10 protein-coding genes and 1 riboswitch are annotated in these 12,104 nt (G+C 70.6%); of the genes, 5 read left to right on the top strand and 5 right to left on the bottom strand.

Features of this window, described 5'->3' with window-relative positions; translation table 11 throughout:
• A partial coding sequence (locus tag FF096_RS22825; RefSeq protein WP_155221607.1) for an RICIN domain-containing protein occupies positions 1 to 973 on the top strand: 973 nt, incomplete at its 5' end.
• Positions 974 to 1,022: 49 nt separating this feature from the next.
• Here the strand turns inward: FF096_RS22825 and FF096_RS22820 are convergent.
• Together FF096_RS22820 and FF096_RS22815 are read right to left on the bottom strand one after the other, a co-directional pair.
• A complete protein-coding gene (locus FF096_RS22820; protein WP_155221606.1) occupies positions 1,023 to 1,658 on the bottom strand; it encodes an alpha-ketoglutarate-dependent dioxygenase AlkB in 636 nt (211 codons plus the stop codon).
• A 112-nt stretch (positions 1,659 to 1,770) separates the two neighbouring features.
• Positions 1,771 to 3,093 carry a polysaccharide pyruvyl transferase family protein gene (locus FF096_RS22815; RefSeq protein WP_155221605.1) on the bottom strand — a complete coding sequence of 441 codons (1,323 nt, stop codon included), beginning with the start codon at positions 3,091 to 3,093 and terminating at the stop codon, positions 1,771 to 1,773.
• A 240-nt stretch (positions 3,094 to 3,333) separates the two neighbouring features.
• On the opposite strand from FF096_RS22815, the gene FF096_RS22810 reads away from it, so the two are divergent.
• From FF096_RS22810 to FF096_RS22795, 4 genes are all read left to right on the top strand, one after another.
• Positions 3,334 to 4,578: an acyltransferase gene (locus FF096_RS22810; RefSeq protein WP_155221604.1), complete on the top strand. Its 1,245-nt coding sequence runs from the start codon at positions 3,334 to 3,336 to the stop codon at positions 4,576 to 4,578.
• 93 nt (positions 4,579 to 4,671) lie between these two features.
• Positions 4,672 to 5,088 (top strand): hypothetical protein, encoded by a 417-nt coding sequence (locus tag FF096_RS22805; RefSeq protein WP_155221603.1) that lies wholly within the window; start codon positions 4,672 to 4,674, stop codon positions 5,086 to 5,088.
• 182 nt (positions 5,089 to 5,270) lie between these two features.
• Positions 5,271 to 6,029 carry a hypothetical protein gene (locus FF096_RS22800; RefSeq protein ID WP_155221602.1) on the top strand — a complete coding sequence of 253 codons (759 nt, stop codon included), beginning with the start codon at positions 5,271 to 5,273 and terminating at the stop codon, positions 6,027 to 6,029.
• Positions 6,030 to 6,307: 278 nt separating this feature from the next.
• Positions 6,308 to 6,448, top strand: a riboswitch (cyclic di-AMP (ydaO/yuaA leader).
• A gap of 221 nt (positions 6,449 to 6,669) precedes the next feature.
• On the top strand, positions 6,670 to 7,551 hold the full coding sequence (locus FF096_RS22795) for a C39 family peptidase (protein ID WP_309223789.1): 882 nt from the start codon (positions 6,670 to 6,672) through the stop codon (positions 7,549 to 7,551).
• 357 nt (positions 7,552 to 7,908) lie between these two features.
• Here the strand turns inward: FF096_RS22795 and FF096_RS22790 are convergent, their stop codons facing one another.
• From FF096_RS22790 to FF096_RS22780, 3 genes are all read right to left on the bottom strand, one after another.
• Entirely contained in the window at positions 7,909 to 9,606 is a 1,698-nt protein-coding gene (locus tag FF096_RS22790; RefSeq protein ID WP_155221601.1) for a CDP-glycerol glycerophosphotransferase family protein, read from the bottom strand.
• A 37-nt stretch (positions 9,607 to 9,643) separates the two neighbouring features.
• Positions 9,644 to 11,149 carry a bifunctional cytidylyltransferase/SDR family oxidoreductase gene (locus FF096_RS22785; protein WP_155221600.1) on the bottom strand — a complete coding sequence of 502 codons (1,506 nt, stop codon included), beginning with the start codon at positions 11,147 to 11,149 and terminating at the stop codon, positions 9,644 to 9,646.
• A gap of 148 nt (positions 11,150 to 11,297) precedes the next feature.
• Complete coding sequence (locus FF096_RS22780; protein ID WP_155221616.1) at positions 11,298 to 12,104, bottom strand: ABC transporter ATP-binding protein; 807 nt, start codon at positions 12,102 to 12,104, stop codon at positions 11,298 to 11,300.

The following is a 12,104-nucleotide window of genomic DNA, read 5'->3' as shown; positions in this document are numbered from 1 at the left end:
CGACTCGGACGGCGGTCATGTGCGGTTGGTCAGCCGGCACAGCGGCAAGGTCGTCGAGGTGCAGGGCGCGGCCACCAGTGACGGCGCGAACATCGTGCAGTACGCCGACTGGAACGGTGCCAACCAGCAGTGGCAGCTCGTCCGGGTCGACGGAGGAGGCGGCCCCACGTCGCCGCCACCGACCGGTGAGCCGGGGGCGGGGTGCGGCCGGACGCCGACGTTGGGCAACGGTTCGCACACCATCCAGAGCAGCGGTAAGAGCCGCCAGTTCATCCTGCGGTTGCCGGCCAACTACAACAACAACACCCGCTACCGGTTGATGTTCGCGTTCCACTGGTTGGGTGGCACCGCCGGTGATGTCGCCTACGGCGGCGCCGACGGAGCCGCCTGGTCCTACTACGGCCAGCAGGAGCAGTCGAACAACAGCGCCATCCTGGTCGCACCCCAGGGGATCGGCAACGGTTGGGCCAATTCCGGTGGTGAGGACGTCACCTTCGTCGACGACATGATCCGTCGGATCGAGAGCGACCTGTGCGTCAACCCGGCCCAGCGCTTCGCCCTCGGGTTCAGCTACGGCGGAGCCATGAGCTATGCGCTCGCCTGTGCCCGCGCGAACGTCTTCCGGGCTGTCGCGGTCTACGGTGCTCCCCGCGAACTCAGCGGGTGCAGTGGCGGTACCGAGCCGGTCGCCTACTTCGGCATCCATGGCATCTCCGACAACATCGCCAGCGGGCGGTCGCTGCGCGACCGGTTCGTCCGCAACAACGGCTGCACGCCGCAGAACCCACCGGAGCCGGGTGCGGGCAGCCGGACGCACATCACCACCGCCTACTCGGGGTGCCGCGCCGGCTATCCGGTGCAGTGGGGCGCGTTCGACGGTGGCCACACCCCTGGTCCGGTTGACGGCGGCGGCGACAGTGGCGCCAGGACCTGGACCAAGGGCGAGGTCTGGCGGTTCTTCGCGCAGTTCTGAGTGGACGCCTGAGTCAAGGTCGGAGTCCCCGGTCGAGGCCGGGGACTCCTCAGGCGACGCCGGCCGGGCGGAACTGGACGCTGACCCTGGGGCCGACGGCGCGGGCGGTCTTGGGTACGGCATGTTCCCAGGTGCGCTGGCAGGAGCCGCCCATCACCACCAGGTCGCCGTGGCCCAGCGGGAAACGCAGGCTGGTCCCGCCGCCGCGTGGGCGCAGCAGCAGCTGACGGGGCGAGCCGAAGGAGACGATCGCGACCATGGTGTCGGTGTGGGCGGAGCGCCCGAGGGTGTCGCCGTGCCAGGCGACGCTGTCGCGGCCGTCGCGGTAGAGGCACATGCCCGCGGTGACGAAGGGTTCGCCCAGCTCGTCGGCGTAGTGGCGGGACAGTGCCGCGCGGGCGGCGGTCAGCACCGGGTGCGGTAGCGGTCGGCCGGCGCCGTACCAGCAGAGCAGACGAGGCACGTCGACCTCGGCGTCGTACATGGTGCGGCGTTCGGCCCGCCACGGCACCTCGCGCAGCAGCACGTCGAGCACCTGGTCGGAGCCGTGCACCCAGCCGGGTAGGTGATCCACCCAGGCGCCTCGGCTCAGTGGATGCCGGCGCGGTTGCCCGGCCAACGGGCCGAGGGCGGGCGCCGCGTCGGTGACCTCCAGCATCGACGGCTGGTACGCGGTCTGCGACATGACCGCAGCCTAACAGGTCATTCGAACACCCGTGCGAGTCGGAGGCGTGGACCGCCGCCGTCGGCCGCGCGGTGCGTCGCCTGCCCGCGCGGCCACGACCACCTGAACCGGGTCAGCGGTTGAGGATGCGGCGTACCGGTGCGGGGACGGCCTTCTTGATCCGGGTGCGGAACCGGTCCGGGCGCTGCTGAAGCTGCTCGCGGAGTTCGGCCTCCCGGTCGTGGAGCCACTGGATCCGTTGCAGCAGTACCTCCGGCGAGGTGGCCAGCGCCGGGCGTACGGCCGGCGGGAACGTCGTCGCGCGGACCTGGGCGTCGAACGCCGCCGGGCTGTCCGCGTCGGCGAAGGCGTTGGGCAGATCGTGCTTGGCGAGGAAGGCGAGCATGGTCTCGAACCGCGCCTTGTGCCCGTTGATCATGCCGGAGTAGTCGGCCTCGTCGTACAACTGGGCGGCGTCGACGTCCTTCGGCACGTCCCGCATGACCCGGTGCGGGATCTCGAAGTACCGGGCCAGTTCCAGGGTGCGGGAGTCGTGGGCGAACAGGTATCCGGGCGTACCGGCCAGCAACGAGACGATGGTGCCGTGGATGCGGGTGCCGAAGTTGAAGTCGAACCCGGTCAGGTAGTCGATCCACGTCCACGGGTCGACGAACATCCGCACCTTGTCCTCGGTGAACAGCGGATGCGAGGTGTGCAGCGGGATCTGGCTGCTCTTGCCCCGGTCCTCCGGCGCGTCGCCGTAGAGCAGGGTGCCCAGGGTCTTCAGGTCCTGCGGGATGTAGCGCAGATTGGGGTAGCGCTGCTGGTGCGACTGGATGATCTTCGCCATCGACTTCACGTACGGCGAGACGGTCAACGCGATCCGGTCGTCGGTGCCGAGCGTGGTCTTGCGCTTCTCCACCGGAAGGGTGTCGCCGTGCAGGAACATCGACGGGCAGCCGATCTCGTCGACTGCGGAGATACCGAGCGTACGCAGGTAGTTCGCGGTGATCTCACCGCGTACGCCGATGCTGTGCGAACGATCGAGCACGGCCCGGCAGAAGCGGGTCACCGACTCGTCGATCGGCCGCAGGTACTCCCGGTCGGCGTCGACGTTGGTCTGCACCCCGACGCCGAGCACCACCACGGGGATCTTCAACCGCTCGATGAGGTTGGTCATCGCGTCGACCCGGTGGGCGTAGCTGCGTCGGAACGCGTTGGCCAGCGGTACGACGAAGACGTCGTACTGTTCGTTGATCCGATCCGCGGCGCGTGGGTTGACGACGAACCTGTTCGAGGTGATCTCGACGCCGGGCGCGCCCAGCAGCTTGTGCGCGGCGTGGCTGAACACGAGGTTGCCCACGTTGTCACCGATCAGGTTCCGTTCGAACGTCTCCTCCGGGGAGTTGACTTCGAAGGGCTCCTTGCGGGCTCGCATAAGGATCCGCTGGTGCATTGCTGGGTCTGCCCCTCTCATCGGTGTGTCCGCCCACGCCCGTCGACCGGGTACGGGGTGGCGTCCCCTTCGGGTCTGGGAATAGTAGGCCACTCGGCCGGCAGATGACACCTGGTGATGGTTCCGAGAGGTTCGATGCGTTTCGGGGTTTTTGTACTGTCTGGGAGGGTTGGCTGGCTGTCGACGTGGGGACGGGCCACGCGTTCCAGGTGGAAACGGGCCAATGGATAGGGTGCCCGGATGACCAGCGCTACCGCCACCGTCGAAGGGCGTACCCCGGGAATCGGACGTGGGCCGACGAACCTCCTGCCGTCGCTGACCGGTCTGCGGTGGGTCGCCGCGATGTTGGTCTTCGGGTTCCACGCCGGCACCATGCGCATCATGGCCGACCCCGGCCCGCAGGCGGTGATGGGCAAGGTCTTCACCCTGGGCCTGTCCGGGGTGCAGTTCTTCTTCATCCTCAGCGGCTTCGTGCTGGTCTGGTCCGCACGTCCCGGTGCCTCCCGGCGCCGGTTCTGGCGGCGTCGGTTCGCCAAGATCTACCCGAACCATCTGGTGCTGTGGGTGCTGGCCATGCTGGCGATGCTCTGGTTCGCCGACCCGATCAACCCGGTGGCGGCGCTGGAGAACCTCTTCCTGGTCCAGGCCTGGGATCCCCGCCCCGGCCACTTCTACAGCATCAACAACGTCAGTTGGTCACTGTCCTGCGAGATGTTCTTCTACCTGTGCCTACCCCTGGTGCTGCCGGCGGTGCGGCGAGCCCGACCGTGGATGCTGTGGGCGGTGGTGATTGCGGTACCGCTGCTGATCCTGGCGCTCTGGCCCGGGCAGGTGTTGGTGCCGGAGCCGGACCGCTGGTGGTTCACCCAGGTCTTCCCGCTGGTCCGCTCGCTGGAGTTCTGGATGGGTGTGGCCGCGGCCGAGCTGATGCTGCGGGGTCGCTGGCGGGGTCCACGGTTGCCCGTGGCCAGCCTGATCTTCGTCGTGACCTGGGTGGCGGCCGCCCAGTGGATCCGGGCCGAACTCTGGGCGGCGCTGCTGTCGGCGGCGTACGTCCTGGTCATCACCGCGGCGGCCGACGCGGACGTGCGCGGGCGGTGGTCGCCGCTGCGTTCCCGCGCGATGGTCTGGCTCGGCGAGGTCTCGTTCGCCTTCTACCTGGTCCACGTCTTCGTGATCATGACGATCCTGCGGTTGACCGGTGACTGGGGCACCGGCCTGTCCGGGTGGTGGGGGCCGCTCGCGGTGATCGGCTTCCTGTTGCTCACCCTGGGGTTGGCCGCCCTGCTGCACCGGTACGTGGAACAGCCGATGATGCGTCGCCTGGCCCCGGCCGGACCGTCGCGATCGGACCTGCCCGGCGGTGCGACGCGAGTCGCGGAGACCGGGGGACCGGCCGCCGACGGGCTGCCCCGCCAGCGGACACCAAGCGGCGGTACGGCATCCGTCCGGTCCAGTAAGGACAGTCAGCCAGAGGTACCCTGAACTGCGATTATCCGTCCGGTCGCCGACGCGCCGGGCGGCACGACACGCCCGGCGGCTGATGCGTTCCGCCGGTCGTGGCGGTAGCGTTGCGACGTGCTTCCCGTCGCCGCCTCCCGTCCTCTGTGGTGGTTGGCGCGCTGGGCAGCGCGACTGCTGGCCGGCTTCGTGGTCGCCGCCGCCTTCACCCTCGGCACCTGGGCGCTGCCCGGCGAGGTGACCCCGGTCGACCGACTCGCCGCCGCGCCCCCACCGCTGGTCCAGGCCGCCGCACCGTCGACGTGCACCTGCCCCGACCTGGCTGCCGACCTCGACCTGGTCGGTCTCGAGACGGAGGCCGTGCGCGACTCCGGTGACGTCACCGACCTGACCGGGGCATCCGCAGCCCAACCGGCGACCGCCTCCGGGCGACCCGGGCTGGCGGCGCTCGGTGGCGTCGCCGCCCCCGTCACCCCGGAGCCGATCACCCGCGCCGTTGACGTGCGGGTCGCCCGCGCTCCACCGCACGCCTGACCCGCGCGACCTACCCGTCGCGTCCGCCCGGCGCCGCACCGCGAACCCTCGCCGACAGCAGGGTGCCCGCGCCCGCGCCGAGCCCACCAGCCCGTGCCGCCCACGTCGGCGTCGAGGCTCACCATCACGATCCGCTGCCGGTACGGCCACCGGCGTCGTACCGATCTCCCCGAGGTGCTGACATGGAGAAGACCGTTCTGTACCAGTTCCTGATTGAGGTGCCACGCGCCGCCGCCATCTGGTCGGTCCTGCTGGTGATCGCACTGGGCGTACTCACCGTGCTGGTCGCGCGCCCCGAGCCGACCGGGCCGGTGGAGCAACCCGACGACCAGGACGCGACCCGCGCCGCTATCGAGGAGGCCGACCTGCGCCGGTATGCCGGGGAGGTGGCCGTGGCGGCAGCCGGCGCGGCGCAGAACGCCGACCGGCGACGTGCCGCGTGGCGGATCGCCCAGACGGAACTGGACCGGGCCTGGGCCGCGTACGACGAGGCGGAGGCCGCGGCCCGTCGACTGGCCGCTGTCACCGGACTGCCGACCCCGCGTACCCCCCGAACCCCCGCCGAGTACGCGGCCCGCGAGCGCTGGCTACGCCGTGCCGCGATGGCGGCCCACTGGCGCGGCGACCTGACCGCCCGGCAACTCAGCGACGTGCTGGCCGCCCGCGCCGGTTGGGATCCCCGACGTCACCCCGCCGAGCAGGAGGTGATCCTGGCCCGGGTGGTACGCGACAACCGCCTGGCCGCCTACCGGTCGGCCGCCCAACGGGAGCGTGACCTGTGGCGGGCGGCGGAACTGGCCACCGAGGCGGCCCGGACGTTGTCCGCCGAGGCGTACGCGGCAGCCGAGCGCCTCCGGCCGAACCGGCTGACCGTCCCCGAGCGGGTCGTCGTCCGGCGCCCCGGGCCGATGGTGCGCTGGCGGCCGGCGCGGCTGAGCTGAAATTTCGTGAGCTGACTCACAGATGCCGAAAAATCGGTCACTCTTCGTAGTCGAGTCGATTGCTGCAACAAAACCTGTCGGCATTGTTGACGACCCGTCCGGTTCCCGCCCGAAGGTACCGGAAATGCTGTCGGTCCTATTGAGCGACGCCAGTTCCCCGATACCCGGAAATTGCTCCACTGGATCATGTTTAAGCAGGTCAGGCCCGGTTGGCTGCGAGTCGTGCGACCAGTAGTGTCAGCGCGTCCGGTGCGGTAACCGATCGCAGGTGGCGACGCCGTACCGACCCGCTCAATCGTGAACTCACGAACCGGGGACCCACTGCACCACTGGGGTGAATCCGCGAGCCTCGGCCCGCGGTAGGGCGTCTTCCCGCCCGAATCCGTCAGCTAACCCGGTAGGCGGTGATGGAAGGAGTTCCAACCCTCGTGCGGTTTAATGTGATCCCCCTGTTCTCCCGCCTCCACGGCACCGCGGTGCCCGCGCTCGCCAGCCCGATCACTGCGAGCTGACCTCCGGTCGCCGCCGCCCGGTTTCCGGGCGTACCCCTGAACGGCCTGTCCCGCTCACCCCGGGCGGCCGTCGGCGTGCCCACGCCGACCCGGCCGCCAGAGCCGGTGTGCCGTTCTCCCCTCAGCCCGTGGAGGAATCCGTGAAGCACACCCTTTCCCGTCGGCTCCGCCGGCTGGTCACCGAACGTCCGTACCAGATCGTCGCCGGCTCTGCCGTCGCACTCGTCCTGGCCACCGGCACCGGCGCTGCCCTGGCCGGTACCGGGACCACCCCCGCCCCCACGCAGGCCGCGACCGCCGCCGACCCGCACGATGACGCCACGGTGGCGCCGAGCCGGGAGCAGCGGGCCGAGGCCGCGCCGTCTCCCGCCGCAGCGAGCAGCGCGGCACCCAGCAGTGCCGCACCGGCCAGCGCGGCGCCCTCCCCGTCGCCGTCGCCGAAACCCCGCTCGGCCACCCCGGATCCGGACCTGACCGTCAAGAAGACGGCGCCGAAGCCACCGGCGACCAAAATCCTCGCGTACGACCACCAGGCCCAGATCAACGGCTACTACTGCGGCCCCGCCGCCGTACGCAACGCGCTCAGCGCGGCCGGTATCGCCCGCACCCAGGACGCCCTGGCCAGCCAGCTCGGCACCACGTTCGCGGGCACCAACTCGGCCGAGGACACCACCCGCGTCCTCAACGCCATCGTCAAGGGCAAGCCGTACAAGACCACGATGATCCGTGGCGGTGCGGCCACCCCGGCCCAGATGGACCAGCTCCAGGCGGATGTCGTCGCCGCCGTCACCGACGGTCGGGGCGTCGTGGTGAACGTCGCCGGTACCGCCACCGACACCGACGGCCGCTGGCACTCCTTCCCCGGCGGCCACTACGTCGCCGTGGTCGGCTACAAGGACTCCGGTCGCCTGGTGAAGATCGCCGACTCGGCCGACGCCTCGTACCCGTCGTACTGGCTCAGCACCATCGACCTCGCCAACTGGGCCGCCACCCGTGGCTACTCGGCCTGACCGCGCCTGGCCCTAGCCCCGGAAAGCCCTCGGCCGACAGGTCGGGGGCTTCCTGGTCGGTGCGGCAGGCGCACGGCCGCCGAGTTCGCGGGGTAGCCGGGCCGCCGGGCCACCCGGAGCGCCGGGCTGCCGGGCCGCTGGTCCCGCGTCCGGTCCGCCCGCCGCGCCCGCAAGCCCCAGATCATGGACAGTTGCCGTTCGTCACGAACGGCAACTGTCCATGATCTCGTTGGGCGTGGGCGTGGGCGTGGGCGTGGGCGTTGGGTGGGACGATCACCTGTGCATCGACGGTCGGCACGCGTGCGAGGGGTGACCATAGCCCTGACCACCGCACGCTGACGGTGCGACCCGACGACCTCAGGTGGTCCGGGACAGGGGTGCCTCGGCTGCGGCGCGTGGTGTCGGCGCGTTCCAGGCCGGATCCAGTTCGCGTCGGGCGGCGGCCAGGAACACCTCGGCGTACGACTCGGCGGGGAAGTCACCCAGGTAACGGCGGCGGGTGGCCCAGCGGGCCTCGGCGAGCGGATCGGTGTCGAGCAGCCGGGTCAGCACGTCGTCCAGGTTGGTCATGTCCCGGCGTAGCACGTAGCCGGCGGCGGCCAGCGGGAAGCGTTGCTCGAACCGGTCCCCGTCGGCGTCCATGTTCGTCACCGCGTACGGCTTGCCGGAGTAGAGCCAGTCGGAGACCACCCCGGAGACGTCGGAGACCAGCGCGTCCGCGCGGTTGACCGAGTCGGTGAGGGTGAGCCGGCTCGCCGACGCGCCGTAGAGGTGCTCCCGGCCGGTGCGGGTCCGGTCGGCGGCGAGCAGGTCGTGCAGCCGGGCCAGTTGCCGGGCCGAGGCCGGGTTCTGCGCCGTGTAGGGGTGGGCGCGCAGGATGACCGTGGCTCCCCGGTCCAGCAGGCGCCGCAGCAGCGTCTCCGCCACGGGCAGCGAGCAGTAGTCGGCGTCGGCGTTGTGCCCGGTCCAGGTGGGGGTGTAGAGCACCGTCGGGTTCGCCAGCCCCGACTTCGGCCGGGTGTGCACCTCGATCGCCTCGACCTGGGGACGGCCGACCACCACGAACTTCTCGGCGGGGATGTGGATGCCGGCTCGGGCGTACCGCTCGATGGCCGCCTCACCGGCGACGAAGATCCGGTCGAAGATCGCCGAGACCGGGTTGGCGCTGGGCGCCTTGTCACTGTCGCCGTGATGCAACTGCACGTGGGTGAGCTGCGTGAACCTGATGCAGTGGCTGTTCTTCGCGCCGTGGTTGACGTAGAACGCCACCCGCAGGCTCGGCACCAGCACCTCGTCCATGCTCCGCGTGGTGGCGCAGTACACCACCGGGGCGGAGGTGGCCGCGGCGATGGGAGCCAGGAATCCCGGCTCCCGCACCATCACCACGAACGGCCGGCCGATCCGCTCCAGGTACGGCAGCCACATGGTGACCTGGTACTCGGAGCCGGGTGGGGCGGAGAAGTGCAGGACGAACTCGGGTCGGTGCCGACGCAGCGCCCGGCTCACCGCCGATCCGGTCGGGGAGGGCCGGAACCGTCGCCGGGCCAGCTCCAGCGCCGCCGCCCCGGCGGCCACGCCGACCAGCAGCGTCGCCGCCAGGGCCAGGGCCGCCGGCAGGCCCGCCAGGGCGGCCAGGGCCAGCAGGGCGAGCAGGGCGGCCACGGCGTCCCCGAGAACCGTCGTGATCTGCGGCACCCAGGCGCGTACCGGCAGGTTGGCGGTGCGGATCTCCAGGTCTCCGGCCTGGCGTAGCGGACCGGCGACCAGGACCAGGCCGAGCAGTACCGCAGCGGTCACGGTCAGGGTCGGGTTGAAGCCGGTGTCGAGCTGCCGGGCGTAGCCGACCAGTACCCCGGCCGCGATCAGCGTGGTCTCCGCGATGCTGTCGGCGCCGGGTCGCACCCGGCGCTCCCAGACGGTGGCGGCGAGGGCCGCCAAGGCCAGGCAGAGCCCCCAGGAGGTCGCGCCGGTGAGGGCGACCACCAGGAACGCCAGGACCGCACCTCCGGTGGCCAGGCCCCGTGCGATCAACTTCTGGACCAGCTCACCACGCATCTCGGTGTCGCTTTCGCGGTCGTGTGGGTTGGACAGGTCAGCCGACGGGAGCGGCGCTGGCAGACCTGTCGGTCTGGGTGGGTACGGCGACGGCGACCGGCGCCTCCCCCGGCGGCCGTCGGACGTCGATCACCTGACCGGTGAGATCCGAGATCAGGACGTCCAGCGACGACTGGGCGACGGTCTCGGCGGCGAGCAGCGTGTGCTCGGGCTCCGCGCCGAACGCCTTCGTCCGCATCGGCGTGGCGGTCCGTTCCGGGTTGATGACGTTGACGCGTACGCCGAACTCCGCCCACTCGTCCGCCAGCGCCTGGGTGAGGTTGACCAGGGCGGCCTTGGTGGCCGAGTAGAGCGCGTAGTCGGCGCGTCCGCGGGTGTACGAGCTGGAGGTGTACAGCAGCAGCTGGCCCTTGGTCTGCTGGAGGTAGGGCAGCGCCTGCCGGGCGACGGTCACCGGGCCGACGAAGTTGACCTGGAGCACTCGGTCGATGGTCTCCTGGTCCATCTCGGCCAGCGCGCCCTTCTCCAGGATCCCGGCGGTGACCACGACGTGGTCGATGCGGCCGGTGGCCTCGAAGGCGGTCCGCAACGCGGCCTCGACGTCCTCCGGACGTTCCACGTGGGTGCCGGTGGTGGAGCGGCTGAACGGGAAGACCTGGGCACCGTAGCTGCGGGCCAGTTCCGTCAGGTCGTGGCCGATGCCGTAGCTGCCGCCGAAGACGACGATCGTACGGCCGGAGACCTCCTCGCTGTAGGCGCGGTGGTCGGTCAGCCGGGGCACCTTCGCGGCGGCGAGCTGGAACAGCTTGTCGGCCAGGTGCACGTCGACCGGGTGGGTGACCTTGATGTTCTCGTCGGAACCGTCGATCACCTTGATCGGGGTCTCGGGGAGGTAGCGCAGCACCACACCGCAGTCGTCGGTGGCGGCGAAGTCGGGGTCACCCTCGGCCCGGCGGTACGCCTCGCGGATGGTGCCGGAGCGGAACGCCTGTGGGGTCTGCCCCCGGCGCAGCGTTGACCGTACGGGGATGTCGGTGATGCAGTCGTTCTCGTCGACCTTGATGATCGTGTCGGCGGACGGGATGGCCACGTCGACGGCGGAGTAGGTCCACAGGGCGTTCACGCACTCGCGGACGATGCGCCCGCTGAGCAGCGGGCGTACCGCGTCGTGGAAGAGGATGTTGCAGTCGCCCTCACCGACCGCGTCCAGGGCGATGCGGGTGGTGGCGTTGCGGGTGTCGCCGCCTTCGATCACCTTGGTGACCTTGCGGAAGCCGGCCTTGTCCACGATCTTCTGCGCCTCGGTGACATGCCCGGTCGCCATCAGCACGATGATCTCGTCGATCTCGGGCGCGGCCTCGAAGACGGCCAGCGTGTGCTCGATGATCGGCTTGCCGGCGATCTTGAGTAGCTGCTTGGGGATGCCCAGGCCCAACCGGGTGCCGGTGCCACCGGCCAGCACCACCGCCACCGTCCGTGAGGGTCGCCACGGCGCTCGCTCCTGCGGCGTGGTGCCCGGCTCGGTGGTCTGGTCCTGCGTCATTGCGGGTCCTCGCTCTCGGGGGTGCATGACTGTGCTGGATACGTGAACGGAAGGTTCCGCCGACACGGCGACGCAGTGAACCATAACGCGCGGGCCGCGCCGCCCCAACGGGACAACGCGGCCCACGACGCCGCACGTTCGCCCAACTCTACTTGCCGTTCGTAAATGCCTCGTAAGCCGCCAATACCTCGGGAGTCGGGCCGTCCATCCGGATTTCGCCGGACTCCAACCAGATGGTCCGCTCGCAGGTGTCGCGTACGGAGGAGAGCTGGTGGCTGACCAGGAACACGGTGCCCGCGCTCTCCCGCAACTCCCGTACCCGCCGTTCGCTGCGCTTGCGGAACGCCTTGTCCCCGGTGGCGAGAGCCTCGTCGATCAGCAGCACGTCGTGCTGCTTCGCCGCGGCGATGGAGAAGCGCAACCGGGCGGACATGCCGGAGGAGTAGGTACGCATCGGCAGCGACGCGAAGTCACCCCGCTGGTTGATGCCGGAGAACTCGATGATCTCCGGCAGCTTGCGCCGGACCTCGTCCGGTGACATGCCCATGGCCAGGCAGCCGAGGGTGACGTTGCGTTCCCCCGGCAGGTCGTTGAGCAGGGCGGCGTTCACCCCCAGCAGCGAGGGCTGCCCCTGGGTGTAGACCGCGCCCCGCTCCACCGGCAGCAGGCCGGCGATCGCCCGTAGCAGGGTCGACTTGCCGGAGCCGTTGGTGCCGATCAGCCCGATGGCCTCGCCCCGGTACGCGGTGAAGGTGACCCCCCGGACCGCGTGCACCACGCGTACGTTCGGCGCGGCGGTGCGGGTGACCATCCGCTTGAGGGCGGCCACCGGGCTGTTGTTGCCGGCGGCGCCCTTGTGCACCCGGTAGACGACGTGCGCGTCGTCTACCACCACGGTGGGGATCCGCTCCTGGATCCGGGGGAGGGTCACCGTCACATCATTGGACATTTCCAT

Origin of the sequence: Micromonospora sp. CP22 (genome assembly GCF_009712475.1) — a bacterium.
In the GTDB taxonomy this organism is placed as follows: Bacteria; Actinomycetota; Actinomycetes; order Mycobacteriales; family Micromonosporaceae; genus Micromonospora.
Note: the sequence above shows the minus strand (reverse complement) of the source record. Positions and strands in the feature narration are given on the sequence as shown.

Excerpts from the sequence above, each read along its gene's own strand:
- FF096_RS22820 (WP_155221606.1), bottom strand. The coding sequence starts at position 1,658 with ATGTCGCAGACCGCGTACCAGCCGTCGATGCTGGAGGTCACCGACGCG.
- FF096_RS22815 (WP_155221605.1), bottom strand. The coding sequence starts at position 3,093 with ATGCACCAGCGGATCCTTATGCGAGCCCGCAAGGAGCCCTTCGAAGTC.
- FF096_RS22810 (WP_155221604.1), top strand. The coding sequence starts at position 3,334 with ATGACCAGCGCTACCGCCACCGTCGAAGGGCGTACCCCGGGAATCGGA.
- FF096_RS22800 (WP_155221602.1), top strand. The coding sequence starts at position 5,271 with ATGGAGAAGACCGTTCTGTACCAGTTCCTGATTGAGGTGCCACGCGCC.
- FF096_RS22790 (WP_155221601.1), bottom strand. The coding sequence starts at position 9,606 with ATGCGTGGTGAGCTGGTCCAGAAGTTGATCGCACGGGGCCTGGCCACC.
- FF096_RS22785 (WP_155221600.1), bottom strand. The coding sequence starts at position 11,149 with ATGACGCAGGACCAGACCACCGAGCCGGGCACCACGCCGCAGGAGCGA.
- FF096_RS22780 (WP_155221616.1), bottom strand. The coding sequence starts at position 12,104 with ATGGAAATGTCCAATGATGTGACGGTGACCCTCCCCCGGATCCAGGAG.